The sequence below is a fragment of the Streptomyces sichuanensis genome (genome assembly GCF_020328095.1).
GTDB classification, from domain to species: domain Bacteria; phylum Actinomycetota; class Actinomycetes; order Streptomycetales; family Streptomycetaceae; genus Streptomyces; species Streptomyces cinnamoneus.
Genome location: NZ_JAIXMK010000044.1, coordinates 14,452 through 40,759, shown reverse-complemented (window position 1 = coordinate 40,759; position 26,308 = coordinate 14,452). Strand labels below are relative to the sequence as shown.

Here is a 26,308-nt window from a genome sequence, read left to right as displayed (position 1 = left end):
ACGACCGTACGAAACCCGAGGGCGTACGGTCTAGCGAATAGGAACCAACGTGGCGACGAACGAGCCCATCCGGTTGATCAGGGTGGACGTCCACAGCCACCAGAACTCCCGTGGCAACCCCGAGACGCTCTTCCGAGCGGCCCTTCCTATGCCGGCGATGGACATGCTGCAGCCCCCGTGTGTAAGTGCCGAATCGCAGATTCGCAACTTACCCGGGTGATCTTGTGCATGCCAATGAATTGACGGTTGCCGTCAAACGTCCGGGGCGCGAGCCGCTCGGGCGGTCGATTACGCTCATGGGCATGGCCGACGCACCGTACAAGCTGATCCTCCTCCGCCACGGCGAGAGCGAGTGGAACGCGAAGAACCTGTTCACCGGCTGGGTGGACGTCAACCTCAACGAGAAGGGCGAGAAGGAGGCGGTCCGGGGCGGTGAGCTCCTCAAGGACGCCGGCCTGCTCCCGGACGTGGTCCACACGTCCCTCCAGAAGCGCGCCATCCGCACCGCGCAGCTCGCGCTGGAGGCCGCCGACCGCCACTGGATCCCCGTCCACCGCTCCTGGCGGCTGAACGAGCGCCACTACGGCGCCCTCCAGGGCAAGGACAAGGCCCAGACCCTGGCCGAGTTCGGCGAGGAGCAGTTCATGCTCTGGCGCCGCTCCTACGACACCCCGCCGCCGGCGCTTGAGGACGGCACCGAGTTCTCGCAGAGCGACGACCCGCGCTACGCCTCGATCCCCAGCGAGCTGCGCCCGCGCACCGAGTGCCTCAAGGACGTCGTCGTCCGCATGCTGCCGTACTGGTACGACGGCATCGTCCCGGACCTGCTGGCCGGCCGCACGGTCCTGGTCGCCGCGCACGGCAACTCCCTGCGCGCCCTGGTCAAGCACCTCGACGGCATCTCCGACGCCGACATCGCGGGCCTGAACATCCCCACCGGCATCCCGCTCGCCTACGAGCTCGACGCCGACTTCCGCCCGGTCGTCCCCGGCGGCACGTACCTCGACCCGGAGGCCGCCAAGGCCGCCATCGAGGCCGTGAAGAACCAGGGCAAGAAGAAGTAGCACCCGCCCGCGCGCGCGTGCGCACGAAGAAAGGGCCCCCGTCCTGCCGGACGGGGGCCCTTTCCGTGAGTGTGAGTGACGTGCCTGATGTCAGCTGCAGCTGCCGCCGCACTGGCAGGAGCCGCCGTTCTGGCAGCCGCACGAGCATCCGGGACCACACTGACAGCCGCTCATTCGGTCTCCTCCTCGAAGGGATGTCTGCCTTCACCCAGTGAAGGACCGCCCGAAGCGGCCGTCAATGCCCCTGACGCACGCATGTACGGGCGCACGGGGCGCACGGAAGCATTCGGGGCGGGGCGGCGTGGCCGGAAAGCGCTACGGAGCCTCCGTCGCGCCGCCCTGTCGCGCCTCCGACTGGTTCAGCTCGTCCGCGTGCTCACCCGTGACCAGGTAGACCACGCGCTTGGCCACCGAGACCGCGTGATCGGCGAAGCGCTCGTAGTACCGGCCCAGCAGCGTCACGTCGACGGCCGTCTCGATGCCGTGCTGCCAGCGGTCGTCCATCAGGTGCTGGAACAGCGCCCGGTGCAGCAGGTCCATCGCGTCGTCGTCGTGCTCCAGCTGCATCGCCAGGTCCACGTCCTTGGTGATGATCACCTCGGCGGCCTTCGCCATCAGACGCTGCGCCAGCTGGCCCATCTCCAGGATCGTGGCGTGCAGGTCCCGCGGCACCGCCGTCTCCGGGAAACGCAGCCGGGCCAGCTTGGCCACGTGCTGGGCGAGGTCGCCCGAGCGCTCCAGGTCCGCGCTCATGCGCAGCGACGTCACGACGATCCGCAGGTCGGTGGCGACCGGCTGCTGCCGGGCCAGCAGGGCGATGGCCCGCGCCTCCAGGTCCCGCTGGAGGTCGTCGACCTTGCTGTCCGCCGCGATCACGGACTCCGCCAGTTTCAGGTCCGCGTCCAGGATCGCCGTGGTGGCGCGCCCGATCGCGGAGCCCACGAGCCGGGCCATCTCGACGAGGCCCTCGCCGATGGAATCCAGCTCCTCGTGGTACGCGTCCCGCATTGCCTGACCTTCTCTCGCCTTGGGTACTACCGGTGGCCGGGGGGTCTCCGCCCGCCCACACTGCCACGTTGCGGCCGGAACGCGACGGCCGTCGGCCGCCGGAGTGAACCACCCCCGACGCCAAGGTGAACTCTCGGCAACGTGTGTTCGAGACGGCCCCCATTTGGCTGTGGCCCTGTCGGTGCACCCGCATAACCTGGACTCATGAACGTGGACGCGGCCGTCGCCGCAGCTGCAGCGATCGCCGGAGTGTGCACCGGCGTGATCGCCATGCTGGCGTTCCGCTGGAGCGAGCGCGACCAGGCCCGGCCCACGCGCAGCTCCCTGCACACCGACGCGGTCCTGCCGCCCGGCGTCGACACCGTCCTGTCCGTGCTGCGCTCCTCCGCCGTCGTGCTCGACGAGGCCGACGCCGTCGTCAAGGCCAGCTCCGCCGCGTACGCCCTCGGGCTGGTGCGGGGCGGCAAGCTCGCCGTCGAGCCGATGCTGCAGATGGCCCGCGACACCCGCCGCGACGGCGAGATACGGCAGGTCGAGCTCGACCTGCCGCGGCGCGGCACCGGCCGCGGCGACGCCCTCGCGGTCTCGGCCCGGGTCGCCCCGCTGGGCTCCCGGCTGGTGCTGCTGCTGGTGGAGGACCTCACCGAGGCCCGCCGCATCGAGGCCGTCCGCCGCGACTTCGTCGCCAACGTCAGTCACGAGCTCAAGACGCCGGTCGGCGCCCTGTCCCTGCTCTCCGAGGCCGTCATGGACGCCTCGGACGACCCCGAGGCGGTCACCCGCTTCGCCGGCCGGATGCAGGTCGAGGCCACCCGGCTGACCAACCTCGTCCAGGAGCTCATCGACCTCTCCCGGGTGCAGAACGACGACCCGCTGGAGGACGCCGAGCCGGTCCGGGTGGACGAGCTCGTCGCCGAGGCCGTCGACCGCTGCCGCCACCAGGCCGGCACCAAGCAGATCACCATGGCCGCCGGCGGCACCACCCGGCGCCTGCCCGACGGAAGCACCGTCGACCTGCGCGTCTGGGGCAACCGGGGCCAGCTCGCGGCCGCCCTCGGCAACCTCGTCGAGAACGCGGTCAACTACAGCCCCGCCCGTACGCGCGTCGGCATCGCGGCCCGCCGCGTCTCCGCGCCCGGCGGCGACCTGATCGAGATCGCCGTCACCGACCAGGGCATCGGCATCTCCGAGAAGGACCGCGAGCGCGTCTTCGAGCGCTTCTACCGCGTCGACCCGGCCCGCTCCCGGGCCACCGGCGGCACGGGCCTCGGCCTGTCCATCGTCAAGCACGTCGTCGCCTCCCATGGCGGCGAGGTCAGCGTCTGGAGCGCCGAGGGCCAGGGCTCGACGTTCACGCTGCGCCTGCCCGAGGCCGGCGTCGTGCGCGACCGCGACCGGGACGCCCGCGACCACAACCACCCGCTGCTCGGGCCGGACGAGGCCGGCGACGCGGAGGACGAGGCGTTCGGCGACGACCCGCCCGCCCGCCCGGCCCGCCCCGCCCGGCAGGCCCTCCCCTGACGCCCGCCGGCCCGATGCCTGCCGATCCGATGCCCGCCGACCCGGCGCCCGCCGACCCGGCGCCCGCCGCCCGGACGCTCGTCGCCGTGGACGAGACCGCCGCCACCCCTGTCCCCACCGCGTGTACCCAAGAGACCCGACCGGAGGTCATCCCGTGACCCGAGTGCTCGTCGTCGAGGACGAAGAATCCTTCAGCGACGCGTTGTCCTACATGCTCCGCAAGGAAGGCTTCGAGGTCGCCATCGCGACCACCGGGCCGGACGGGCTGGACGAGTTCGAACGCAACGGCGCCGACCTGGTCCTGCTGGACCTGATGCTGCCGGGCCTGCCCGGCACGGAGGTCTGCCGGCAGCTGCGCGGGCGCTCCAACGTTCCCGTGATCATGGTGACCGCCAAGGACAGCGAGATCGACAAGGTCGTCGGGCTGGAGATAGGGGCCGACGACTACGTCACCAAGCCCTTCTCCTCCCGCGAGCTCGTGGCCCGCATCCGGGCCGTCCTGCGCCGCCGCGGCGAGCCGGAGGAGGTCGCCCCGGCCGCGCTGGAGGCCGGCCCGGTCCGCATGGACGTCGACCGGCACGTCGTCACCGTCTCCGGCGCCAAGGTGGACCTGCCGCTGAAGGAGTTCGACCTCCTGGAGATGCTGCTGCGCAACGCGGGGCGCGTCCTCACCCGTATGCAGCTGATCGACCGCGTCTGGGGTGCGGACTACGTCGGCGACACGAAGACGCTGGACGTCCACGTCAAGCGCCTGCGCGCCAAGATCGAGCCGGACCCGGGCGCGCCGCGGTACCTGGTGACGGTGCGGGGGCTGGGCTACAAGTTCGAGCCGTAGGCCGGCGACGAACGACGGCGCTGCCCGTCGCCATGACGGGCGGAGTCCGGCGCAGCGGCCCGAAGCCCGGGAGGCCCGCCGGGGCCGTGCGGTGCGAGGGGTGCGTCGGGAGAGGTGTTCGAGCCGGACCCGGGCGCGCCGCGGTATCTGGTGACGGTGCGGGGGCTGGGCTACAAGTTCGAGCCGTAGGCCGGCGACGCACGACGGCACGGGCCCTGGGGTCCGTCGGCGTGGTGTGCGAAGGGGCCCGGAAGCTTCGGCTTCCGGGCCCCTTCGCGTGTGCTCAGTGGCCCGCGTGCTGCTGCTGGCCGCCCTGCGTGGACGGCTGGCCCGCACCCGGGGTGGGGGCGCCGGCCTGGCCCGTGGCGTTCTGCGCGCCCGGCTGGCCCGGCTGCTGGCCCTCGGGAGCGCCGGAGGGGGCCGAGGAGGGGCCGGTGCCCGGCTTGCCGGGCTTGGCGCCGCCCGGCTTGCCCTGCGCCGGCATCTCTTCCGGGCCCCACTCCTTGAAGTAGCTCGTCGCGGGCACGACGAAGGCGGAGATCTTCACCTCGCCGGTGGAGCTGAGGTCGAAGACCAGCGGCTGGGACTCGCCGTCCTTGAGGGCCTCGCGGCCGTTGGGCAGCACCGCGGAGGCGTTGTCCTTGCCGCCCAGCAGCACGGAGCCGCCGGCCGGCACGACGATGTCGCCGGACTTGCCCTTGGCCGGCGTGAGCTTCACGGTGACGTTCTTGCCCGGAAGCTTGACCGAGCGGAGCGTCTGGTCCTTGCGGCCGTTGTTGAAGATCTGTCCGGTGATCACCGCGGGGCCGGTCGCGTCCTGCTTCGGCTGCGTGATGACGTTGACGTTCTGCAGCTTGACGTCGCCGACCGAGGTGGCGGCGTTGTCCGGCTTGACCTCCAGCGTCTGCGCGCTGTTGCCCGCCGCGCAGGCGGTGAGCGAGGCGATCGAGAGCACGAGGGCGGAAGCGGCGAGAGCGCCGCGTCGAAGGCTGCTGCTCACGGCGGCGGCATCTCCTTGGACGAGGTACGAGGTACCCCGGGGGCGGGGTACGTACGAGATAAGGGTCTGTGTCAGCGGGCTTAGGTTACCGAGCCGTCGTGCGGCCGCCGCACCCGACCCGCCCCCATGGTCAACTCACGCCTCCGACGGCCGTGCGGCCGGATATTCCCCACCCGCCGCCGGAGGAACCGACGGGGAAGCAACGCGAACGCCCGCGAGGCCGCCGTGGCGGATTATCCGTTTCGAATGCGGAGGGGCGTGCGGAAGTAGTGGGGAAGGAGTTCCGGAATTGATCAAGTTCGACTTGATCAATTCCGGATTACCCACCCGGAAGCGCGGCGGACCCCGAACGGAGTACCGGAAGTCGTCCGACCGGACCCCGGCAAAACGGGACGTTCGGCCGCTCGCGGGGCCTGTCCGACACGTGTAACGTGGGCGTTTCGCCTTGCCCGGACAACCGCTCCCACCTGCGAATACCCGCTTCCGGAAGGCTCCCGCAGCACGTTCCGGTTGCTGTTGTCAAGCCCCGAGATATGCCCTGACCTGCGGAAACGCCATTCAGAACAGGCTCTGCCCGTGTTAGACTGGATAGCCACGGAAGGGGTACCTGTCACATGACGTTCAAGGTTGGCGACACCGTGGTCTATCCCCATCACGGGGCCGCGCTGATCGAGGCCATCGAAACTCGCCAGATCAAAGGCGTGGACAAGACCTACTTGGTGCTGAAGGTCGCCCAGGGTGACCTGACGGTTCGGGTGCCGGCGGACAATGCGGAGTTCGTCGGTGTTCGCGATGTGGTCGGCCAGGACGGGCTGGACCGGGTCTTCGAGGTGCTCCGCGCACCCTATGCCGAGGAGCCGACGAACTGGTCCCGTCGCTACAAGGCAAATCTCGAGAAGCTCGCGTCCGGTGACGTGATCAAGGTCGCCGAGGTCGTTCGCGACCTGTGGCGGCGCGAGCGTGAGCGCGGTCTCTCCGCAGGTGAGAAGCGCATGCTCGCCAAGGCGCGGCAGATCCTGGTGAGCGAGCTCGCCCTCGCGGAGAACACCAACGAGGACAAGGCCGAGGCCCTGCTCGACGAGGTTCTCGCGTCCTGACGCACAGGCGCCGGCCGTTCAGCCGCTGACCGGACGTCTCCGGACGACTGGACGCTGGACACCACCGGACGTAAAGACCGGACGTAAAGAAGTGCCGCGGTGCCCGCGGGGTGACGAACGAGTCATCCGCCGGGCGCTGCGGCATCTCTGCTCCAACGTCCGTATCGCCGTACTTGGCGTGCCGGGCCCGGGCAGCCGTCCCGGCCAGTCGTCACGGAAGGGGCTGGTCGGGGCATCGTGCCCGGCACGCTGAGGCCATACCCAATTCGGCCGAGGAAGCAAACCTGAACGCGAACGCAATGTCCGATCGAGACACCGCAAACGCCTCCGCAGCCCCTGCCCGCACCGCCGTCGTCATCCCGGCGGCCGGCCGGGGCGTACGGCTCGGGCCGGGCGCCCCCAAGGCTTTGCGCACCCTCAACGGCACGCCCATGCTCGTCCACGCGGTCCGCGCCATGACGGCCTCCCGCGCCGTCTCGCTCGTCGTCGTGGTGGCCCCGGCCGACGGCGCCGCGGAGGTCAGGAACCTCCTCGACGCCCACCCGCTCGCCGACCACGACAGCACCCGCACCGAGGTGGTCGTCGTCCCCGGCGGCGAGACGCGCCAGGAGTCCGTGCGCCTGGGCCTCGCGGCCCTCCCCGACGACGTCACCGCCGTCCTCGTCCACGACGCGGCCCGCCCGCTGGTGCCCGTCGACACGGTCGACGCCGTCGCAGCGGCCGTCCGCGAGGGCGCTCCCGCCGTCGTGCCGGCGCTGCCGCTGGCGGACACCGTCAAGCAGGTCGAGCCGCGCACCGGCGAGCACGCCGGCGAACCGGAGCCCGTCGTCGCCACGCCCGAGCGCGCCCTGCTGCGCGCCGTCCAGACCCCGCAGGGCTTCGACCGCACCACGCTCGTCGAGGCCCACGAGAAGGTCGCCCTGGAGGGCGAGGGCGCCACGGACGACGCCGGCATGGTCGAGCGGCTCGGCGTCCGCGTCGTGGTCGTCCCCGGCCACGAGGAGGCGTTCAAGGTGACCCGGCCGCTGGACCTGGTCCTGGCCGAGGCCGTACTCGCCCGGAGGAGGGCCAACGATGGCTTCTGAGCCGCCCCGCTCCCCGCGCCCGGTGCTGCCGCTCGTCGGCATCGGCACCGACGTCCACGCCTTCGAGGAGGGCCGTGAGCTGTGGTGCGCCGGCCTGCTGTGGGAGGGCGCGAGCCACGGCCTCGCCGGCCACTCCGACGGCGACGTCGCCGCGCACGCCGCCTGTGACGCCCTCTTCTCGGCGGCCGGCGTCGGCGACCTCGGCGCGCACTTCGGCACCGACCGGCCCGAGTGGTCCGGCGCCGCCGGCGTCACCCTCCTGGCCGAAGCGGCCCGGATCGTCCGCGCGGCGGGCTTCGAGATCGGCAACGTCGCCATCCAGGTGATCGGTGTCCGCCCGAAGATCGGCAAGCGTCGCGAGGAGGCCCAGAAGGCCCTCTCCGCCGCCGTCGGAGCCCCCGTGTCGGTCTCCGGCACCACGACGGACGGACTCGGCCTCACCGGCCGGGCCGAGGGCCTCGCGGCCGTCGCCACGGCCCTGGTGTACCCCTTGTCCGGGGCGTAGGCGGCGTACGGTGCGAGGGGGGCGCGCCGTGCCAGCCGAGGGAAGGACCGACAGTGCCGACAGAGCTGTCCGAGGACCTGAAGAAGTACATCGACGACAACCCCGTCTTCGCCACCGTGGCGACCGTCCAGCCCGACGGCAGCCCCCAGCTGTCCGTCACCTGGATCAAGCGTGACGGCGGGGACCTGCTGATCTCCACGACGGTGGGGCGGCGCAAGGAGAAGAACCTGCGCCGCGATCCCCGGGTGACCGTCATGATCAACCCGCCGAACGCGCCCTACACCTACGCCGAGGTCCGGGGCACGGCCGAGATCACGTTCGAGGGCGGCAACGAGCTGATCGACGAGCTGGCGCGGAAGTACACCGGCAAGGACTACGCCGACTTCAACCCCGCCGCCGGTGAGGACGCCGAGCGCGTCGTCGTGCGCATCGCGCCGCGGAAGGTCGTCGGCTCGCTCTAGGCCGGATCCGCTCCAGGCCCGGATCCGGGCGCCCGCGTCAGGCGCCGTCCGCCTTGGTGGCGGCGCCCACGCGGTCCGGCTCGGCCTGGTCGTACAGGCGCGGTTCCTTCAGCAGCGGCAGGCTGTCGCGCAGCGCGGCGGGCGTCCGGCCGCGGCCCCCGTCGGGCACCACGGACTCGCGGCGCATCTCCTCGATGCCCTTGCGCAGCGCCGTGCGCAGCCGCTTGCCGAGCGGCTGCTCGACGCAGCGGTGCATGAGCCAGGCGGCGCCCAGCATCACGACCATGAGGGCGCCGACGAGCAGGGGCGCCGGGACGCGGTCGCGCAGCCCGTAGATGATCGTCATCCCGATGTACTGGTGCAGCAGGTACAGGGGGTACGTCAGCGCGCCCGCCGTGGCCAGCCAGCGCCACTGCACCCGGTTGAAGGCGCCGTTGGCGATCAGGGCCATCAGCACGAAGGCCACGACGACGATCAGAGTGGCGGGCCAGCTGGGCACCACGCCGTCGGCGTTGTCCGCGACCCGCTTGGGGATGCCGTGCAGGGCGAGCAGCAGCGACATGCCCACGATGCCCCACAGCAGCGCCGTGGGTTTGAAACGGTGCATCAGATAGAAGGCGATGCCGGCGACGAAGTAGGGCGAGAACAGCGGCATCGCCCAGATGTCGAGCAGTTTGATGTGGGCGGAGGGCGCGATGACCGCCGCCGTCGTCCACAGGCCGCAGAAGAGCACGCACTTGCGGTACGTCACGCCGGTCGCCACGACGATCGCGAAGAGCACGTAGAACTTGAGCTCGGCGAACAGCGTCCAGTAGACGCCGTCGACGTCCCACACGCCCATGCCCTGCTGGAGCATGGTGAGGTTGGTGAGGACGACGTCCCAGTTCTTGACGCTGCGGACCTGCGGCCACAGGGCCACGACGCCGGCGGTCAGCAGGACCGCGACCCAGTAGGCGGGGTAGATCCGGCAGGCGCGCGAGACCACGAAGTCGCCCAGCCTCCGGCCCCAGGTGCTCATGCAGATGACGAAGCCGCTGATGAGGAAGAAGACCTCGACGCCGGTCCACCCGTAGCGGGTGACGGTCTCCAGGTGGGGGAAGACGTCACGGGCCGGCCGGCCCCAGCCGCCGCGCAGGGCGGTGTAGTGGAAGGCCACGACCATCAGCGCGGCGAGAAGGCGGAGCCCGTCCAGGACGTACAGTCTGGGAGCGGGGACCGACTGCTGTCGGACGGCTGTCCGGCCGCCATCGAGTTGACCTCGTCTGGCGAAACGCATGTCGTCCTCTCCCGTTGACTGATCGGCTCATCCTACGCGGGGCCGCCGCGCTGGCATGCTGACACAGAATGCTTCCGCGCGGGCACGTGACGGTCGTCTCCTTCCGCCTTCCCTTCCCGCCCGGCTACCCGGTCCGTACCTCTCTTTCGGCCGTCCGGGCCCGTGCCGTCGCCCGTTGGAGGCCGCGGCCGAGCCGGCGGGCGAGCGGGCGCTCGACCAGACGGTGCACCAGCCAGGCGGTCAGCAGCATCGCCGCCACCAGCACGGCCACCAGGACGAGGGGTGGCAGCCAACCGTCGGCCTTGTGGATGACGGCCCAGCCGATGCGCTCGTGGATCAGGTAGAGCGGATAGGTCAGGGCCCCGGCCGTGGAGAGCCACCGCCAGTCCACCCGGCGCGTCCGGCCCAGGGCGACGGCCGCCAGGAGGAGGAAGAACAGGGCCAGCAGCAGCGGCGTCGGCCAGTGCGGCACGTGGTGGCCCATGTAGCGCTCCGCCCGGACGTGGGTGCGCACCAGCTCGTGCTGACCGAGGACGAGGCAGCCGCCGGTGATCAGCCACAGCACCGGGTCGGGGCGGAATCGGTGCATCAGGTAGAAGGCGATGCCCGCGATGAAGTACCAGCACTCGTGCGGCATCAGCACCACCGCGAGCGCCCGGTCGCCGGACGCCTCGGCGAGGACCGCGGCGAACCCCCAGGCCGCGCAGAAGGCCACCGCCCGCCGGTAGGTCAGTCCTTTGCGGACGACCAGCGCGAACAGGAGGTAGAAGCGCATCTCGACCCAGAGGGTCCAGTAGACCCCGTCGACCGGATCCACTCCCAGGGGGTCCTGGAGCATCGTGAGGTTGACGACGACGGTGCGCAGGGCCGGTACGGCGTTCACCGGCGAGGGCCAGAGGGAGACGACGAGCGAGACCGCGAGGACGGCGAACCAGTAGGCGGGGTAGAGCCGGGTCACGCGCGAGAGGGCGAAGTCGCCGACGCTTCTGCCCCAGGAGCTCATGCAGATGACGAAGCCGCTGATCAGGAAGAACAGCTGGACGCCGAGCCAGCCGTAGGAGGCGGGCACGTGCGCCAGCGGGAAGAGCTCGGCCGTGGGCCGCGGCCAGGCGCCGCTGTCGAAGGCGAGGTAGTGGTAGGCGACCACCATCAGGGCCGCGCACAGCCGGAGGCCGTCCAGCGCCGCGAGCCTGCCGCTCCGGCCGGCAGCCCCGGCCCGGGGCGGTGCCGGTGCCGGCTCCGGGCGCTGCCCGGGGGGTTCCTGCTGTACCGGCAGGGTGGAGTGCAACGCCCCTCCTGGGTCCGCGGCGTCTCTCGGTGCCGGGGAAGCTATCAGAAGCGATCGTATATTTGGTGCATAAAGCTGATAACGGGCAAAGCGTGCCGTCGGGGCGTGGCCGGAACGCGCGCAAGGAGGACCGCCGGCCGTCTTGTGCTGCGGCGGAAGCCCGGCCTTTGCCCTGGGCACCCCCCGGGGCCCACTACCCTGGTGCCGTGACCATTCGCCTGTACGACACCAGCGCCCGGCAGATCCGCGACTTCTCCCCGATCGTTCCGGGCTGCGTCTCGATCTACCTGTGTGGCGCGACCGTGCAGGCCGCCCCGCACATCGGCCACATCCGCTCCGGCCTCAACTTCGACATCATGCGCCGCTGGTTCACCTACCGCGGCTATGACGTGACGTTCGTCCGCAACGTCACCGACATCGATGACAAGATCATTGCGAAGGCCGCGGAGCAGGGCCGCCCCTGGTGGTCGATCGGCTACGAGAACGAGTGCGCCTTCAACGCGGCCTACGACGCCCTCGGCTGCCTGCGGCCGACCGTCGAGCCGCGGGCGACAGGGCACGTGCCCGAGATGATCGAGATGATGCGCGGCCTGATCGAGCGGGGCCACGCCTATGCCGCCGACGGCAACGTCTACTTCGACGTGCGGTCCTTCCCGGGCTACCTGAGCCTGTCGAACCAGGAGCTGGACAACCTCCTGCAGCCCTCCGGCGAGGGCGAGACCGGCAAGCGCGACCCGCGGGACTTCGCCATGTGGAAGGCCGCGAAGGAGGGCGAGCCCTCCTGGGAGACCCCCTGGGGCCGCGGCCGCCCGGGCTGGCACCTGGAGTGCTCGGCGATGGCCCACAAGTACTTGGGCGAGTCCTTCGACATCCACGGCGGCGGCATCGACCTGATCTTCCCGCACCACGAGAACGAGATCGCGCAGGCGAAGGCGTTCGGCGACGACTTCGCCGCGTACTGGGCCCACAACGCGTGGGTGACGATGAGCGGCGAGAAGATGTCGAAGTCGCTCGGCAACTCCGTGCTGGTCTCCGAGATGGTCAAGCACTGGCGCCCCATCGTCCTGCGCTACTACCTGGGCACCCCGCACTACCGGTCGATGATCGAGTACAGCGAGGAGGCCCTGCGGGAGGCGGAGTCCGCGTTCGCGCGGATCGAGGGCTTCATGCAGCGGGTGGTCGAGAAGGCCGGCCCGGTGGAGCCCGCGGCGGAGGTGCCGCCGGCGTTCGCCGAGGCCATGGACGACGACCTCGGCGTCCCGCAGGCGCTGGCGATCGTGCACACCACGGTCCGCCAGGGGAACTCCGCGCTGACGGCCGACGACAAGGAGAGCGCCGTCGCCCGGCTGGCGGAGGTGCGGGCGATGCTCGGCGTGCTGGGTCTGGACCCGCTGGCCGAGCAGTGGACGGGTGCCGCCGACGGCCGTGGCGAAGATCTGCACGGCGTGGTGGATTCGCTGGTCAGGCTGGTGCTGGAGCAGCGTGAGGCCGCCCGCGGCCGCAAGGACTACGCCACCGCCGACGCCATCCGTGACCAGCTGCAGCACTCCGGTCTCGCCATCGAGGACACCCCGTCCGGCCCCCGCTGGTCCCTGTCCTGAGGGACACTTTTCGTACGTACGTTTACTGAGCCGCACCGCATGCGGTTCTGAGCAGTAAAGAGATAGGTGACCCCATGGCCGGCAACAGCCAGCGCAGGAACCGCCGCACGTCCAACAAGAAGGGCGCGACGGTCGGCAGCGGCGGCCAGCGGCGCCGGGGCCTGGAGGGCAAGGGCCCGACCCCGCCCGCGAGCATGCGCAAGGGACACAAGAAGAACCGTGTCGCCGCAGCTCAGGCCAAGCACGCGGCCCGCCGCCCCGCCCCGCGCCGCGGCGGCCCCAAGGGCGCCAACGAGCTCGTCGTCGGCCGCAACTCGGTCGTCGAGGCGCTGCGCGAGGGCGTGCCCGCGAACACGCTCTACGTCCAGCAGTTCGTGGACAGCGACGAGCGCGTGCGCGAGGCCATCCAGCTCGCCACGGAAAAGGGCCTCAACCTCATGGAGGCCCCCCGCCCGGAGCTGGACCGGATGACGAACGGCCTCAACCACCAGGGCCTGGTCCTGTCGGTGCCGCCGTACGACTACGCCCATCCCGAGGACCTCACCGCGGCCGCCGCCGACAACGGCGAGGACCCGCTGATCGTCGCCCTCGACGGCATCACCGACCCACGCAACCTCGGCGCCGTCGTCCGTTCCGTGTCCGCCTTCGGCGGCCACGGCGTGGTCGTCCCCGAGCGCCGCGCGGCCGGCATGACCGCCAGCGCCTGGAAGACCTCGGCCGGCACCGCCGCCCGCACGCCCGTGGCCCGCGCCACCAACATGACGCGGATGCTGGAGGCGTACCAGAAGGAGGGGCTGATGGTCGTCGGCCTCGCGGCGGACGGCGACGTCGAGCTGCACGAGCTGGACGCCCTCGAAGGCCCGGTCGTCATCGTCGTCGGCAGCGAGGGCAAGGGCCTGTCCCGCCTCGTCGGCGAGACCTGCGACTTCCGGGTGCGCATCCCCATGCCGGGCGGCGCCGAGTCGCTCAACGCCGGCGTCGCCGCCGGTGTCGTGCTCTACGAGGCGGCGCGCCGCCGCGCCTGACGCGCAACGCCTGCCTCCGGCGGCCCGGGACGAGACCGTCCCCGGCCGCCGGACGCGTTCTTGATGATCTTGACGGGTCTCGGACACATTCGAACCGGTCAAGGCAGTGTCCTAACCTCCGGTCACTCGGTTAGATGAGTGTGGACACCAGAACACCCCGCACACCTACGGGGGGAAGCTCTTCGGGTTACGACGACCAGCCCGCGCTGAGTACGGTGAAGGTCCCGTCCGACCCCGCGCAGGTCATCGTCAACCACCTGAGCTTCCGGGTGCAGCTCGCCCGGCCCCCACGCGCCGTCCGGCAATTCGCCGGGGGAGTGGACACGGCGCGGATCCCCACCGTCAAGAGCGGCACGGCCAAGCGCCGCGCCCCCGTGGTGTGGAGCGGGCGGACCGGGCCCGGTGACTCGGCCTCCACCCAACTCCTGCAGGCCGTCAGGGACTCGGGCGCCGGCCATCCGGCCGCCGGGGACGCCGGCGCCACCCAGGTGCTGCCCCGCATCGGCGTCGACGACGGTCCCCCGACCACCGTCATCGGCCCCCGCGAGGCCGCCGACGGCCCCGGCACCCCGCTCCTCCACGGCGTGCGCCCCACCAGGAGCGCGTACGACGAAGAGGAGTACGACCAGCCCGAGTTCGACGACCACGAGCACGACGAGGACGACGAGCTCGAACAGGGCCGCGCCGACTCCGTCCGCCACGCCTACTACCCCGGGCGCCGGATGAACCTCGGCGTCGTCCTCCTCCCGCTGCGCATCTTCCTCGGCCTGATCTCCGTCTACGCGGGCATGGGCAAGCTCTGCGACCCCGTCTACTTCGACGGCGGCAAGCGCGGCTCCATGGTCGCCTGGCTCACCCGGCTCCACCCCTGGCCCGTCGCCTCCCCCCTGCGCGACCTCGCCCTCAGCCACCCCGTCGGGGCCGGCCTCACCGTCGCCTTCCTCCAGGTCGTCGTCGGCGTCCTCACCATCTTCGGTCTCTGGCAGCGGCTCGCCGCCGCCATCGGCGCCCTGCTCTCCGTCGTCCTCCTCGTCACCGTCAGCTGGCAGCACGCCCCCGCCTACGACGCGCCCGACATCATCTACCTCGCCGCCTGGAGCCCCCTGGTCATCGCCGGGGCGCCCTTCTACTCCATCGACGGCCGGCTGGCCGGCGAGGCGTGGCGACGGCTCGGCCCCCGTGCCGCCCTGTGGGACCTGCGCCGCCGCGTGCTGCGCCGCGGCACGGTCATGGCGACGGTCCTCATCGGCATCTCCCTGCTGACCGGCTCCATGCTCGGCGGCGCCGTCCGCTCCTCCCGGGTCGCCGAGGCCCCCGGCACGCCGCCCCCGCCCTCCAACAGCCTGCAGGGCTCGCCGCTCCCGCAGCGGCCCTCCTCGTCCTCCCCGCGCGGCTCGCACGGCCCGGCGACGGCCGGCAGCCCGAAGCCCAGCGCCTCCAACCGGACGGCGCCCACCCCGGCGGCCACGCCGACCGCGCCCGGAGCGGCCCGTACGCCCGCCGGTTCGGCCGGCACCGCCGGACAGCCGGGCGGCAGCACGGGCAGCGTCCGGCCGGCCCCGCAGACCCCCCGCCAGGCCCCGGCGCCGGCCGCGCCGCCGCACAGCTCCTCGGGCTCCACGACGGGCAGCTCCACCGGCGGCAGCTCGGGCGGCAGCACGGGCGGCTCGTCCGGCGGCTCGGGCTCCGGCGGCTCGCGCGGCGGAGGCGCCCTGGGCGGCCTCCTGGGCTGACCCCGCGCAGCACGGCGGAACGGCCCCGCACCTCTCCGAGGAGGTGCGGGGCCGTTCCGCTGCGCCTGTCCGCCGTTCTAGCGGGCCAGCTCCTTCGCGGCCTCGGTCAGGTCCTTCGCCGTGTCGATGGCCCGCCAGTAGGCCCCCTGCGGCAACGGGAAGCCCGCCAGACGCCGCTCACGCGCCAGGCGCGGGAACGTGGTCCGCTCGTGGTCGCCGCGCTCGGGCAGCAGGTCCGTGAAGCCGGCGGAGAAGACGTACACACCGGCGTTGATCAGATACGGCGAGGGCGGCGACTCGATGAAGTCCAGGACGTGCCCGAACTCGTCGGTCTCCACCGCGCCCCACGGGATGCGCGGCCGGGCCAGCGCCAGGGTGGCCACCGCGTCCCGCTCGTGGTGGAAGGCGGCCATCTCGCGCAGCGAGAAACGGGTCCAGATGTCGCCGTTCGTCGCGTACCAGGGCTCGTCGGGGCGGGGCAGGGAGGCCGCCGCGTGCTTCAGGCCGCCGCCGCGCCCGAGCGGCTCCTTCTCGACCACGGTGGTCACCCGGAGCGGCAGATCGGCCGACACGAGCCAGTCCTGCAGCACTTCGGCCAAATGGCCGCACGAGACCACGGCGTCCGTCACCCCTTCGGCCGCCAGCCAGGCAAGCTGATGGCCGATGATCGGGACCCCCGTGCCGGGGATCTCGACCATCGGCTTGGGACGGTCGTCGGTGTACGGGCGAAGCCGTGAACCCTGGCCTCCGGCCAGGATCACGGCTTGCGCGGGGTACGGGTGGGGCTGCGTGCCGGTCATGCTCCGCACCATATGCGGTGCCGCGGGCGGAGACGCCGCCGGTGGGCCTGCCCGGTCCCGTACGGCCTGCCCGTGGGGCCCGGAGCGCCCCGCGGGGGGCTCCGGCGGGGCCCGGTGGCCCCTGGAGGCGGGGCTCAGTGCCCCTGGACGACGCCGGAGGCGAAGGCGGTGTCGCAGACGGGGCGCGCGTAGGACTGCGCCTTCTTGGTCGACTGGTACTTGGCGACCGCCGCACGACCCAGTGCGCGGGCGATGTCCGCGCAGTGCTGGGCCAGCGACGGGCGGCCGTTGGTCGCCTCCTGCAGGTGCGTGAGGGCGACGCCGGGGTTCTTCTCCTGGAGCTCGGTCAGCAGCCGGTCGCGCAGCACCTCGTGGGGCGCGCGCGCCTTGGCGACCGTGGAGGCGTTGTCGGAGGAGGCGGTGAGCACCTGCGACTCGGCGTTCGGTGCCGCCCAGGGGACGCGCGTTACCGCGAGGGTCCCCGAGAGCACAAGAACGACCGGAAGGACGAGAGCGAGGGTTCTGCCGATGCGGCGGGCGGCCTGGTTCATGCCGGAGATGGTAGCGAGGGGTAATGACGCGGCGACATTTAGTCACCCGGTCGAGCGACACGGCTGCGCACAGGTGCGGTTATGGCGTTGACGTGTGGCGTTCGAAATGGGGCATGTGTCGGGGATTTTGCCGACAAGAGCGGCGCCCCTTGTCCGTCGCATACGGACAAGGGACGCCGCCCGGTGTTCGGCGTCGTTCCGCCGGTTCAGTCGCTCAGGCGCTCGCCGGAGGACGTGGAGAAGACGTGAAGCTCGCCCGGGCGGGGCACGACGTGCAGTACGGACCCCTTCTCCGGCACGCGCCGGCCGTTGACGCGCACCACGAGGTCCTGGCGGTCGTCGCCGACCTCGGCGGTCCCGTAGACGTAGCCGTCGGCGCCGAGCTCCTCGACCACGTTCACCGTGACGGCGAGGCCGGCCGGGGCGTCCTTGCTGAGCGAGCCGGTGGACGCGCCGCCCTGCTCGACCACGTCGAAGTGCTCGGGGCGCACGCCCACCGTGACCGTTCGGTCGCCCTTGTCGGCGGCCGTGGTCAGGGCCTCGCGGGAGACGGGGACGACGCTGTTGCCGAACTTCACGCCGCCGTCGATGATCGGCACCTCGACCAGGTTCATCGCCGGCGAGCCGATGAAGCCCGCCACGAAGAGGTTGGCCGGGCGGTCGTACATGTTGCGCGGCGAGTCGACCTGCTGCAGCAGCCCGTCCTTGAGCACCGCCACGCGGTCGCCCATGGTCATGGCCTCGACCTGGTCGTGGGTGACGTACACGGTGGTGATCCCCAGGCGGCGCTGCAGCCCGGCGATCTGGGTGCGGGTCTGGACGCGCAGCTTCGCGTCGAGGTTGGACAGCGGCTCGTCCATGAGGAAGACCTGCGGCTCGCGGACGATGGCGCGGCCCATGGCCACGCGCTGGCGCTGGCCGCCGGAGAGCGCCTTGGGCTTGCGGCCCAGGTACTCGGTGAGGTCCAGGATGCGGGCCGCGTCCTCGACCTTCTGCCGGATCTCGGACTTCGGCACGCCCGCGATCTTCAGGGCGAAGCCCATGTTGTCGGCCACGGTCATGTGCGGGTAGAGCGCGTAGTTCTGGAAGACCATCGCGATGTCGCGGTCCTTGGGCGGCAGGTGCGTGACGTCGCGGTCGCCGATGTGGATCGAGCCGCCGTTGACGTCTTCGAGCCCCGCGAGCATGCGCAGCGAGGTGGACTTGCCGCAGCCGGACGGGCCGACGAGGACCAGGAATTCCCCGTCCTCGATGGCGATGTCGAGCTGGTCGACGGCAGGCTTCTTGGCGCCCGGGTAGATGCGGGTCGCCTTGTCGAACGTGACTGTGGCCATGGTGATGCGTCCCTTCACCGGCAGGAACGTGCCGGACGATCCGAGTAGAGGGAGTGGTCCAGTCCATTTGGACCGGGTCGCCGGTGACGCTACCGGCGCTGGGGCGGGATGTCAGCAGGTGGCGGGTTACGAAATTGATGAGCGGTGCACGGGGCGAGTCCGGTTAGACTGCCTCACGCAGGCCGACTTAGCTCAGCTGGTAGAGCACCGCTCTTGTAAAGCGAAGGTCGTCGGTTCGAACCCGACAGTCGGCTCCACGAAAGAACCGCAGGCCCTCGGAAGGGGACCTGCGGTTCTTCTGTGTGCGGGGTCGGTCAGCGGCGGACCTGCTCACCGTGCGTCCACTGCGACGCGGTGCCGGCGACCGGTGCGGCCGGGACCTCCCGGGGGGCGTCCTGGTGGCCGGGCCACCATGCCTTGTGGCCCAGCAGGGAGGTGACCGTGGGCACCAGCAGCATGGCCATCACGAAGGCCGTCAGCAGGATGCCGAAGGCCACGGCGAAGCCCATCTGCTGGAGCATGGAGTTCTCGGCCAGCATCAGGACGCCGAAGGTGCCGGCGAGAATGATCGCCGCGGCCGAGATGGTCGGGGCCGACTGGGCGACCGCGGTGCGGATGGCCTCCCGGGCCGGTACGCCGCGGCGCACCTCCTCGCGCAGGCGGGCGACCATGAGGATGTTGTAGTCGGTGCCGATGGCCACCACGAAGAGGTAGACGATGACCGGCAGCATGAACAGCAGGCCGTTCTCGCCCTTGTAGTCCTGGAAGAGCCAGACGGTGGAGCCGAGGGTGGCGCCGAAGCCGAGGGCGACGGCGGCCATCAGGTACAGGGGCGCGACGAGGCTGCGGAGCAGCAGGCCCAGGATGACCATGATGGCGAGGCCGGCGACGGGGAAGACGACGCGGTAGTCGTGGCCGACGGCGTCCTCGATGTCGGCCAGGACGGCGGAGGTGCCGCCGACGAGGGCCTCCGTACCGCCGGGCGCCGCCGCGTGGGCCTTGTCGCGCAGCGGGCCGCCGGCGAGCTCGATGGCCTTCTCCGCCGAGGGGGCGTACTTGAGGACGACGCTGTACTGGGCGACCGCGCCGTCGGGGCTGACGACGGCCGGCGCCGCCGAGCCGACGCCCTCGATGCCGGCGAGCTTGGCGCGGAAGGGCTCCAGGGCGCCCTTGTCGAGGGCGGAGCCGTCCTTGGACTTGAGGTAGACCATGGCCGGGTCGGACTGGCCGGCGGAGAAGCCGCGCTGCATGTCCTTCATGGCCTGGACGGATTCCAGCTTCTGCGGCATCTGGCTGCTGGTGTCGAACTCGGCCTTGAAGCTGAGGGTACCGACGGCCAGGACGGCCAAAACCGCGGTGGAGAGCGCCGCGATGACGGCGGGACGGCGGGCGACGAGGCCGCCGATGCCGTTCGCGAAGCGGTTCTTCGGCTGCTTCCGCCATGCCTTGGACGGCCAGAAGGCGGCGCGGCCGAGGAGGGAGAAGACGGCGGGCACGAGGGTGAGCGCGGCGACGAGGGTGACGCCCACGGAGATGGCCAGGGAGGGGCCCATCGCGCGCATCATGCCCATGGTGGAGAGCAGCAGGGCGAGGAAGGCGACGATGACGGCGCCGGCCGCGGAGGCGATGGTCTCGCCGACCTTGGCGACGGCGTCGACGAGGGCCTCCTTGGGCTCCTGTCCGGCGCGCAGGTGCTCGCGGTAGCGGAAGAGGAGGAAGAGGATGTAGTCGGTGCCGACGCCGAAGAGGACGACGATGAGGATCGCGGTGATGGAGCTGTCGGCCTTGAGGCCGCCGAGCTCGGCGGCGACGCCGATGAGTTTGGTGGCGACCACGGAGACCACGGCGATGATGATGACCGGCAGGATGGCGATCAGCGGGCTGCGGAAGATGACCAGGAGCAGCACGATGATCAGGATGAACGTCGCCATCATGATCATGGAGTCGGTGTCGCCGGAGGACTCCTGGGAGTCCAGGTTCGACGCGGCCTGACCGGTGAAGCCGACCTTCAACTGGGTGCCGTCGACGAGTTCCTTGGCGTCCGCGCGCAGCTTCTTGACCGCGTCCGGAAGCTTGGTGTCGTTGACGTTCTTGGTGTCCGCGATGACGTTCGCCAGGGCTATCTGCCCGTTGGGCGAGACCGCCTGGGGATTGGTCACCACCTTGGCGACCTTCTCGCGGTGCTTGCCGTCGAGACCCTCGGTCACCTTGGCGACGTCACGCCGGTCGGCTTCGGTGAGCTTCCCGCCGTCCTTTCGTTGGAAGACGGCTATCGCCGCCGGTTGTTCGGTTTTCGGGAATGCATTTTCCTGGAGTTTGCCCACCCGTACGGATTCGTAGTGCGAGGGCAGGAACTCGGTTTCGTCCGTGGTGGATTTGAGGCCGGGTGCCAGCATCGCGAGCGCCACGGCTGCGATGATCCAGCCCGCGATCGTGAGCCAGGGCCGGTGGACGGCGAACCGCCCGACTCGTCGGAACATGGTGCTCCTCTTATTCAATGCTTGGTTGTTAGTCGTACGGGCGTGCAGACGGGCATGAACACGCTAGGCAGCGGTGTTCCGCGCGCACAATGATTTCCGGGATGAATCAGGGTGCCCCGGGGGGAAATCGGTCCTGGGGCAGAGGGCTTCTCAAACCTGGGGAGGAGGGCCTCTCACCCGTGGGGTAGAGACCGCTCTGCCGACCCCCTTCGTGGGGATTACTCTGCCCCCATGAGCGATGTCGACTTCTATGCCGCGCGCATGGACCGCGCCGCGCGCGCCGCCACGCAGGAGGGCCTGTCCGGCCTCATCGTGACGCCGGGCCCCGACCTCGTATGGCTGTGCGGATACGTGCCGGTGGTCACCGAACGGCTGACGGCGCTGCTGCTCGTCCCCGGCCGGCGACCCCACCTCGTCGTACCCCAGTTGGAACGTCCCGACGCCGAATCCGCGCCGGGAGCCGGTGCCTTGACGGTCACCGGCTGGACCGACGGCGAGGATCCGTACGCCGCCGTCGCCAAGCTCCTCGACGGGCACGGCCGTTACGGCGTCTCCGACAACGCCTGGGCGCTCCACCTGCTCGCCCTGCAGCGCTCGTGCCCGGGGACGGCCTACGGGGCGCTCACGGAGGCGCTGCCGATGCTGCGGGCGGTCAAGGACGCCTACGAGGTGGAGCGGCTGGCGGCGGCCGGGGCCGCGGCGGACGCCGCGTACGAGGAGATCACCGACCTGCGCTTCGAGGGCCGGCGGGAGCGCGAGGTGGCCGCCGACCTGGCCCGCCTGCTGCGGGAGAACGGCCACAGCCAGGTGGACTTCACGATCGTGGGCTCCGGGCCCAACGGCGCCAACCCGCACCACGAGGCCGCGGACCGCATCATCGAGGACGGCGACATGGTCGTCCTCGACTTCGGCGGCCTGAAGGACGGTTACGGCTCCGACACGACCCGTACGGTGCACGTGGGGGAGCCCACGCAGGAGGAGCGCAAGGTGCACGAACTGGTGCGCGAGGCGCAGCAGGCGGCCTTCGAGGCCGTCCGGCCGGGCATCGCCTGCCAGGAGATCGACCGGGTGGCCCGGCAGGTCATCCGCCGGGCGGGCTACGGCGAGTACTTCATCCATCGCACGGGCCACGGCATCGGGGTCACGACGCATGAGCCGCCCTACCTGGTGGAGGGGGAGCACCTGCCCCTGGTGCCGGGGATGTGCTTCTCGATCGAGCCGGGGATCTACCTGCCGGGCCGCTTCGGCGTCCGCATCGAGGACATCGTGGTCTGCACGGAGACCGGCGGCCGGCGGCTGAACAACACCGACCGTGAGATGCGGATCGTGGCCTGACGGCCGCGTCCGACGCGTGGCGGCAGCCGGGACGCCGACAGGGAAGGCGACGGCTGCCGGAACGTGCGGTGGGGGCCCGGCCCGCGGGGCGGGCTACAGGGGCCGGTGCATGACGTGCAGCCCCGTGTACGAGCCGTCGGGCAGCCGGAAGCCCTCCGGGACGGTGCCGACGATCGCGAAGCCCAGGGACTTCCACAGGTGCACGGCCCGCGTGTTGGCCTCGACGACCGCGTTGAACTGGATGCCGCGGTAGCCCTCCGCACGCGCCCACTCGATCACGTGCTCGCCCAGGGCCCGGCCGATGCCGCGGCCCGCGTGCCCGGGCGCGACCATGAAGCTGGCGCTGGCGATGTGCGCGCCGCCGCCCGCCTGATTGGGGTTCATCTTGGCGCTGCCGAGGACCGTTCCGTCCTCGTCGACCGCCACCACCGTGCGGCCGGGGACCGTGAGCATCCACCACGACCGGCCCTGCTCGGACGTCAGGTCGCGGGGGTAGGTGTACGTGTCGCCCGCTGCGGTGATGGCCCGGAAGAAAGGCCAGATGGCGGGCCAGTCGGCGGGCCGGGCGACTCTGATGTGCATGCGGCAAGCATGCACATCCGTTCGCTTCCGGGCCACTGGTTTTCCGGCGCCCTCACGTTCTGATGCGCCCTCACACGGCCCGCATGCGGTGCGGGTCGTAGGAGGAGGCGTACTCGCCGGACTCGGGTACCACCGGCCCGTGTCCGGGGGCCCGCGCCGTGATCAGCGTCCAGGCGACGAGGCCCCCGAGCAGCATGATGCCCGCCCCCCAGGTGATGGCGATGCCGAAGCCGTGGACGATGCCCTCCTTGACCACGTGGTCGCGGACGGCCGGGTCCGGGCCGGAGCCGGGGGCGGCCGCGGCTCTCAGGTGCGCGGCGATGAACGTGGCGCCGGTGGAGGTGGCGATGGTGTTGAGCAGTGCCGTGCCGATGGAACCGCCCACCTGCTGCGCGGTGTTCACGGTGGCGGAGGTGACGCCCGAGTCGCCGACGGCCACGCCGGAGGTGGCGACGTCCATGACGGGCATGAAGATCAGGCCCATGCCGAATCCGAGGAGGATCTCGGCGGGCAGCACGTGCGAGGGGTAGGCGGGTTCGACGGTCAGGAAGCGCAGCATGAACAGGCCGCCGGCGGCCAGGAGGGTGCCCGGCACCATCAGCAGGCGCGGCGGCAGGTGGTTCATCAGGCGGGCGGAGACCTGGGTGGAGGCGAAGACGATCGAGGCCGTCATCGGCAGGAACGCGAGCCCGGTCTTCAGCGGTGAGTAGCCCAGGACGACCTGCAGGTAGTAGGTCATGAACAGGAACATGCCGAACATCCCGACGACGGCCAGCGCCATCGTCAGGAACGCGCCGCCCCGGTTGCGGTTGCGGACGATGTGCAGGGGCAGCAGCGGGCTGGGCGCCCGCGTCTGCCACCACGCGAACGCGGCCAGCAGCGCGACGCCCCCGCACAGCAGCCCGAGCACGAGCGCGTCGTTCCAGCCGCGCGGCTGGGCCTCGCTGCAGCCGTAGACGACGGCCACGAGCCCGCCGCAGCCCAGGGCCACGCCCGGCAGGTCGAGCGATGGCCGCTCGGCGCGGGCGGGGCGGTGGTCGTGCAGCAGCCAGACGGCGCCGGCCAGGGCGACGAGGGCGATCGGCACGTTCACGTACAGGCACCAGCGCCAGTTCAGGTACTCGGTCAGCAGGCCGCCCATGATGAGCCCGATGGCCGCACCGCCGCCGGCGATGGCGCCGTAGATGCCGAACGCCTTGCTGCGTTCCTTGAGGTCGGTGAACGTCGTCGTCAGCAGCGACAGCGCGGAGGGCGCGAGGACGGCGCCGAAGGCGCCCTGCAGGGCACGGGCGGAGAACAGCAGGCCCGCGGTGTGCGCGGCACCGCCCAGCGCGGAGGCGCCCGCGAAGCCGACCAGGCCGATGACGAAGGTCCGCTTGCGCCCGACGAGGTCGGCGATCCTGCCCCCGAGCAGCAGGAGCCCGCCGAAGGCGAGGGTGTAGGCGGTGATGACCCATTGCCGGTTGGAGTCGGACATGTGCAGCTCGTGCTGCGCGGAGGGGAGCGCGATGTTCACGATGGTCGCGTCGAGGACGACCATGAGCTGTGCCAGGGCGATGACCACCAGCCCCCACCAGCGGCGGGGGTCGGGTGCGGTGTCGGCTTTCGGGACCGGGGACGGGCTCTCGAAGCTCATGGAGTACCTGCTCTCGCGGCCGGCGGCGTGGGGCGCGGCCGATGGCGTGCAGAAGCTCGCAGTCCAGCGTAGGCCCGTCGGGTGACATCGGCTTGTCGGGAGGAGCCGGGGCCGGGGACCCCGGTGGGGCGGGGGATCAGGGGATCAGGACCACCTTGCCCACGGTTCCCCGGGTCTCCAGTGCCCGGTGGGCCTCGGCGGCCTTCGCCAGCGGGAAGCGCTGTACGGCCGGTACGACCGCGCCGGCGGCCGCCCGGGCGAGCGACTCCTCCTCCAGCCGCCGCAGGCCCACCTGGCCCCCGCCGAAGCGCTCCAGCATGGCCGGGCCCAGCACTCCCCGGGAGGTGATGCCGCGCTCGGCCAGCCACCCCGGGGCGAGCTCCAGCGGGCCGCCGCCGGTGATCCCCTGCGCGGACCAGCCGAAGACCAGGTGCAGCCCGCCGCGCCCTAGCAGGGACACCGCGGAGCGCGCGGCCGGGCCGCCGACGCCGTCGAGGACGACGGTGGCGTCCTTCCCCCACAGGGCGGTACGGGCCTTCTCGACCCAGTCGCTCTTGGTGTAGTCGAGGGCGATGTCGGCGCCCAGGGCGCCGACGTGCCGGACCTTGTCGGGGCCGCCGGCCAGTCCGATGACCGTGGCGCCCGCGTTCCGGGCGTACTGCACGAGCAGCGAGCCGACGCCGCCGGCCGCGGCGGTGACGATCACGACGTCGTCGGCGGTGAGGTCGGTGAAGCCGAGGATGCCGAGCGCGGTGCGGCCCGTGCCGATCATGGCGATGGCCTGGTCGTCGTGGAGCCCCTCGGGTATCTCGTGCAGCCGGTCCGCGTCGGTGACGGCCAGCTCGGCGTAGCCGCCGCCGGGCGCGGCGGCACCCAGATGGGCGACGACGCGGCGGCCCAGCCAGTGGGGGTCGGTGCCCTCGCCGAGCGCGTCGACGGTGCCGGCCACCTCGCGGCCGGGGATGGCCGGCAACGCGGGGAGCCCGTACGGGTTGTCGGGGTCGCCGGAGCGCTGGGTGGTGTCGACGAGGTGGACGCCGGCGGCCGCGACGGCGATGCGGACCTGCCCGGGACCCGGGACGGGGGCGTCGGTCCGCTCGTAGGTGAGGTTGTCGGCGGGGCCGAAGGCGTGCAGCCGGACGGCGTGCATGGGCACTCCAAGGGATCGTTGCGAAGGGGAGTCGTCGCGAAGGAGGGTCGTCGCGGGGAACGATCAGAAGTCTTCAACCCCAACCATGGTTGAGGTCAAGGCGTTGTCAGTGCCCTGTGCCACGGTGGGATCCCTGCGGAGGGAGACGGGCATGAGCGGTGTGACGGGCCGGGGCGGCCGGGGCGGCGGTGGCGGTGCGCGGGCCCGCGGGGCGGCGGGGCCCCTGGCCCGCCTGCCGGAGGTGCGGCTGCCGGAGCTGCGGCCGTACGACGGGGGCGGGCTGGAGCCGGAGGGGGACGGCGACGGCCTCGCGTTCACGGAGGCCGACCTGACGGGCGCGGACGGGCGCGGTGCGACCTTCCTGGACTGCCGGTTCGACCGCTGTGTGCTGGACGGGACGCAGCTGGGTCGGGCCCGGTTCGCGGACTGCGTCCTCGACGGGGTGCGCGGGGTGGGCACCGACCTCGCGGAGGCGTCCCTGCGGGACGTGGAGGTGCGCGACGCGCGCTTCGGCGGGCTGCAGGTGTACGGGGCGTCCCTGGAGCGGGTGCTCGTCAGGGGCGGCAAGATCGACTACCTGAACGCGCGGAAGGCGGTGCTCAAGGACGTCACGTTCGAGGGGTGCGTGCTCGCCGAGGCCGACTTCGCCGGTGCACGGCTGGAGCGGGTCGTCTTCCGCGACTGCGTGCTGCGCAGGGTCGACTTCGGCGGGGTGCAGATGAAGGACGTGGACCTGCGGGCGGTCGCGGAGCTGGACATCGCCGGGGGGATCGAGCGGCTGTCCGGTGCGGTGATCAGCCCCACCCAACTCCTCGACCTCGCCCCGGCGTTCGCGGCGGCGATAGGGATCAGAGTGGAGGCGGGGCAGGCCGGCTGACCGGGGACGCACCGGCCGGTGGCCGCCGGGTGGCCGCCCGGCGGGGGTGCCGGGCCTGCCGGGC

The 26,308-nt window shown here is 71.7% G+C and carries 23 protein-coding genes, 1 tRNA gene and 1 pseudogene; 13 read left to right on the top strand and 12 right to left on the bottom strand.

Translation table 11 applies throughout. The features are described 5' to 3' along the window. Positions 1–36: 36 nt before the first annotated feature. Positions 37–165, bottom strand: a pseudogene (locus LE181_RS14990) (MFS transporter); the annotation flags it as partial. Between the two features lie 137 nt (positions 166–302). On the opposite strand from LE181_RS14990, the gene LE181_RS14985 reads away from it, so the two are divergent. Beyond that, positions 303–1,064, top strand: coding sequence for a phosphoglyceromutase (locus tag LE181_RS14985; protein WP_099199152.1), 762 nt, complete (start codon positions 303–305; stop codon positions 1,062–1,064). 315 nt (positions 1,065–1,379) lie between these two features. On the opposite strand, the gene phoU is transcribed toward LE181_RS14985, so the two are convergent. Continuing rightward, on the bottom strand, positions 1,380–2,072 hold the full coding sequence (gene phoU / locus LE181_RS14980; RefSeq protein WP_225661768.1) for a phosphate signaling complex protein PhoU: 693 nt from the start codon (positions 2,070–2,072) through the stop codon (positions 1,380–1,382). A gap of 204 nt (positions 2,073–2,276) precedes the next feature. Here phoU and LE181_RS14975 point away from each other — a divergent pair, with 204 nt between their 5' ends. Both LE181_RS14975 and phoP read left to right on the top strand, forming a co-directional pair. Continuing rightward, on the top strand, positions 2,277–3,593 hold the full coding sequence (locus LE181_RS14975) for a sensor histidine kinase (RefSeq protein WP_225661767.1): 1,317 nt from the start codon (positions 2,277–2,279) through the stop codon (positions 3,591–3,593). A 163-nt stretch (positions 3,594–3,756) separates the two neighbouring features. Continuing rightward, positions 3,757–4,428 (top strand): two-component system response regulator PhoP, encoded by a 672-nt coding sequence (gene phoP, locus LE181_RS14970; RefSeq protein WP_466321047.1) that lies wholly within the window; start codon positions 3,757–3,759, stop codon positions 4,426–4,428. Positions 4,429–4,711: 283 nt separating this feature from the next. Here phoP and LE181_RS14965 read toward each other — a convergent pair whose 3' ends face one another. After that, on the bottom strand, positions 4,712–5,428 hold the full coding sequence (locus tag LE181_RS14965) for a copper chaperone PCu(A)C domain-containing protein (protein ID WP_225661766.1): 717 nt from the start codon (positions 5,426–5,428) through the stop codon (positions 4,712–4,714). Positions 5,429–6,042: 614 nt separating this feature from the next. On the opposite strand from LE181_RS14965, the gene LE181_RS14960 reads away from it, so the two are divergent. From LE181_RS14960 to LE181_RS14945, 4 genes are all read left to right on the top strand, one after another. Further along, a complete protein-coding gene (locus LE181_RS14960; RefSeq protein ID WP_003953493.1) occupies positions 6,043–6,525 on the top strand; it encodes a CarD family transcriptional regulator in 483 nt (160 codons plus the stop codon). A 299-nt stretch (positions 6,526–6,824) separates the two neighbouring features. Then, positions 6,825–7,610 (top strand): 2-C-methyl-D-erythritol 4-phosphate cytidylyltransferase, encoded by a 786-nt coding sequence (gene ispD, locus LE181_RS14955; protein WP_225661765.1) that lies wholly within the window; start codon positions 6,825–6,827, stop codon positions 7,608–7,610. Continuing rightward, positions 7,600–8,115: a 2-C-methyl-D-erythritol 2,4-cyclodiphosphate synthase gene (gene ispF / locus LE181_RS14950; RefSeq protein ID WP_225661764.1), complete on the top strand. Its 516-nt coding sequence runs from the start codon at positions 7,600–7,602 to the stop codon at positions 8,113–8,115. The genes ispD and ispF overlap by 11 nt, the downstream gene beginning before the upstream one ends. Before the next feature lie 53 nt (positions 8,116–8,168). After that, on the top strand, positions 8,169–8,576 hold the full coding sequence (locus tag LE181_RS14945; protein WP_225661763.1) for a PPOX class F420-dependent oxidoreductase: 408 nt from the start codon (positions 8,169–8,171) through the stop codon (positions 8,574–8,576). Positions 8,577–8,613: 37 nt separating this feature from the next. On the opposite strand, the gene LE181_RS14940 is transcribed toward LE181_RS14945, so the two are convergent. Both LE181_RS14940 and LE181_RS14935 read right to left on the bottom strand, forming a co-directional pair. After that, positions 8,614–9,852: an acyltransferase family protein gene (locus LE181_RS14940; RefSeq protein ID WP_225661762.1), complete on the bottom strand. Its 1,239-nt coding sequence runs from the start codon at positions 9,850–9,852 to the stop codon at positions 8,614–8,616. A gap of 124 nt (positions 9,853–9,976) precedes the next feature. After that, complete coding sequence (locus tag LE181_RS14935) at positions 9,977–11,140, bottom strand: acyltransferase family protein (RefSeq protein ID WP_225661761.1); 1,164 nt, start codon at positions 11,138–11,140, stop codon at positions 9,977–9,979. Positions 11,141–11,346: 206 nt separating this feature from the next. Here LE181_RS14935 and cysS point away from each other — a divergent pair, with 206 nt between their 5' ends. The 3 genes from cysS to LE181_RS14920 all read left to right on the top strand — a co-directional run bounded on the left by cysS (position 11,347) and on the right by LE181_RS14920 (position 15,499). Beyond that, positions 11,347–12,741, top strand: a complete 1,395-nt coding sequence (gene cysS, locus LE181_RS14930; protein ID WP_225661759.1) for a cysteine--tRNA ligase — start codon at positions 11,347–11,349, stop codon at positions 12,739–12,741. Between the two features lie 74 nt (positions 12,742–12,815). Next, a complete protein-coding gene (rlmB, locus tag LE181_RS14925) occupies positions 12,816–13,766 on the top strand; it encodes a 23S rRNA (guanosine(2251)-2'-O)-methyltransferase RlmB (protein WP_225661758.1) in 951 nt (316 codons plus the stop codon). A gap of 134 nt (positions 13,767–13,900) precedes the next feature. Next, positions 13,901–15,499 (top strand): DoxX family protein, encoded by a 1,599-nt coding sequence (locus LE181_RS14920; RefSeq protein ID WP_225661756.1) that lies wholly within the window; start codon positions 13,901–13,903, stop codon positions 15,497–15,499. 77 nt (positions 15,500–15,576) lie between these two features. On the opposite strand, the gene LE181_RS14915 is transcribed toward LE181_RS14920, so the two are convergent. The 3 genes from LE181_RS14915 to LE181_RS14905 form a co-directional block, all read right to left on the bottom strand. After that, positions 15,577–16,299: a nucleotidyltransferase family protein gene (locus tag LE181_RS14915; protein WP_225661754.1), complete on the bottom strand. Its 723-nt coding sequence runs from the start codon at positions 16,297–16,299 to the stop codon at positions 15,577–15,579. A gap of 134 nt (positions 16,300–16,433) precedes the next feature. Then, complete coding sequence (locus tag LE181_RS14910; RefSeq protein WP_190113270.1) at positions 16,434–16,850, bottom strand: hypothetical protein; 417 nt, start codon at positions 16,848–16,850, stop codon at positions 16,434–16,436. A 206-nt stretch (positions 16,851–17,056) separates the two neighbouring features. After that, on the bottom strand, positions 17,057–18,184 hold the full coding sequence (locus LE181_RS14905; RefSeq protein ID WP_225661753.1) for an ABC transporter ATP-binding protein: 1,128 nt from the start codon (positions 18,182–18,184) through the stop codon (positions 17,057–17,059). A 181-nt stretch (positions 18,185–18,365) separates the two neighbouring features. Here LE181_RS14905 and LE181_RS14900 point away from each other — a divergent pair. Continuing rightward, positions 18,366–18,441, top strand: a tRNA-Thr gene (locus LE181_RS14900). A gap of 57 nt (positions 18,442–18,498) precedes the next feature. On the opposite strand, the gene LE181_RS14895 is transcribed toward LE181_RS14900, so the two are convergent. Next, positions 18,499–20,664 carry an MMPL family transporter gene (locus tag LE181_RS14895; RefSeq protein ID WP_225661751.1) on the bottom strand — a complete coding sequence of 722 codons (2,166 nt, stop codon included), beginning with the start codon at positions 20,662–20,664 and terminating at the stop codon, positions 18,499–18,501. Positions 20,665–20,895: 231 nt separating this feature from the next. Between LE181_RS14895 and LE181_RS14890 the strand changes: the two genes are divergently transcribed. After that, the gene (locus tag LE181_RS14890) at positions 20,896–21,999 is read left to right on the top strand and encodes an aminopeptidase P family protein (RefSeq protein WP_225661749.1); all 1,104 of its coding nucleotides are present in this window, start codon (positions 20,896–20,898) and stop codon (positions 21,997–21,999) included. A gap of 93 nt (positions 22,000–22,092) precedes the next feature. Here LE181_RS14890 and LE181_RS14885 read toward each other — a convergent pair whose 3' ends face one another. The 3 genes from LE181_RS14885 to LE181_RS14875 form a co-directional block, all read right to left on the bottom strand. Beyond that, complete coding sequence (locus LE181_RS14885) at positions 22,093–22,581, bottom strand: GNAT family N-acetyltransferase (protein ID WP_225661748.1); 489 nt, start codon at positions 22,579–22,581, stop codon at positions 22,093–22,095. 70 nt (positions 22,582–22,651) lie between these two features. Then, entirely contained in the window at positions 22,652–24,217 is a 1,566-nt protein-coding gene (locus LE181_RS14880) for an MFS transporter (protein WP_225661747.1), read from the bottom strand. Positions 24,218–24,353: 136 nt separating this feature from the next. Then, on the bottom strand, positions 24,354–25,367 hold the full coding sequence (locus tag LE181_RS14875) for a zinc-binding dehydrogenase (protein WP_225661746.1): 1,014 nt from the start codon (positions 25,365–25,367) through the stop codon (positions 24,354–24,356). 151 nt (positions 25,368–25,518) lie between these two features. Between LE181_RS14875 and LE181_RS14870 the strand changes: the two genes are divergently transcribed. Continuing rightward, positions 25,519–26,244, top strand: coding sequence for a pentapeptide repeat-containing protein (locus LE181_RS14870; protein ID WP_225661745.1), 726 nt, complete (start codon positions 25,519–25,521; stop codon positions 26,242–26,244). Positions 26,245–26,308 lie beyond the last annotated feature (64 nt).

What these genes read in the sequence shown, in the direction of transcription:
- LE181_RS14880 (WP_225661747.1), bottom strand. Translation starts at nt 24,217, where the DNA reads ATGAGCTTCGAGAGCCCGTCCCCGGTCCCGAAAGCCGACACCGCACCC.
- LE181_RS14890 (WP_225661749.1), top strand. Translation starts at nt 20,896, where the DNA reads ATGAGCGATGTCGACTTCTATGCCGCGCGCATGGACCGCGCCGCGCGC.
- LE181_RS14985 (WP_099199152.1), top strand. Translation starts at nt 303, where the DNA reads ATGGCCGACGCACCGTACAAGCTGATCCTCCTCCGCCACGGCGAGAGC.
- ispD (WP_225661765.1), top strand. Translation starts at nt 6,825, where the DNA reads ATGTCCGATCGAGACACCGCAAACGCCTCCGCAGCCCCTGCCCGCACC.
- LE181_RS14870 (WP_225661745.1), top strand. Translation starts at nt 25,519, where the DNA reads ATGAGCGGTGTGACGGGCCGGGGCGGCCGGGGCGGCGGTGGCGGTGCG.
- LE181_RS14875 (WP_225661746.1), bottom strand. Translation starts at nt 25,367, where the DNA reads ATGCACGCCGTCCGGCTGCACGCCTTCGGCCCCGCCGACAACCTCACC.
- LE181_RS14885 (WP_225661748.1), bottom strand. Translation starts at nt 22,581, where the DNA reads ATGCACATCAGAGTCGCCCGGCCCGCCGACTGGCCCGCCATCTGGCCT.
- LE181_RS14905 (WP_225661753.1), bottom strand. Translation starts at nt 18,184, where the DNA reads ATGGCCACAGTCACGTTCGACAAGGCGACCCGCATCTACCCGGGCGCC.
- ispF (WP_225661764.1), top strand. Translation starts at nt 7,600, where the DNA reads ATGGCTTCTGAGCCGCCCCGCTCCCCGCGCCCGGTGCTGCCGCTCGTC.
- rlmB (WP_225661758.1), top strand. Translation starts at nt 12,816, where the DNA reads ATGGCCGGCAACAGCCAGCGCAGGAACCGCCGCACGTCCAACAAGAAG.
- LE181_RS14910 (WP_190113270.1), bottom strand. Translation starts at nt 16,850, where the DNA reads ATGAACCAGGCCGCCCGCCGCATCGGCAGAACCCTCGCTCTCGTCCTT.
- LE181_RS14960 (WP_003953493.1), top strand. Translation starts at nt 6,043, where the DNA reads ATGACGTTCAAGGTTGGCGACACCGTGGTCTATCCCCATCACGGGGCC.
- LE181_RS14940 (WP_225661762.1), bottom strand. Translation starts at nt 9,852, where the DNA reads ATGCGTTTCGCCAGACGAGGTCAACTCGATGGCGGCCGGACAGCCGTC.
- phoU (WP_225661768.1), bottom strand. Translation starts at nt 2,072, where the DNA reads ATGCGGGACGCGTACCACGAGGAGCTGGATTCCATCGGCGAGGGCCTC.
- LE181_RS14915 (WP_225661754.1), bottom strand. Translation starts at nt 16,299, where the DNA reads ATGACCGGCACGCAGCCCCACCCGTACCCCGCGCAAGCCGTGATCCTG.
- LE181_RS14975 (WP_225661767.1), top strand. Translation starts at nt 2,277, where the DNA reads ATGAACGTGGACGCGGCCGTCGCCGCAGCTGCAGCGATCGCCGGAGTG.
- LE181_RS14920 (WP_225661756.1), top strand. Translation starts at nt 13,901, where the DNA reads ATGAGTGTGGACACCAGAACACCCCGCACACCTACGGGGGGAAGCTCT.
- LE181_RS14895 (WP_225661751.1), bottom strand. Translation starts at nt 20,664, where the DNA reads ATGTTCCGACGAGTCGGGCGGTTCGCCGTCCACCGGCCCTGGCTCACG.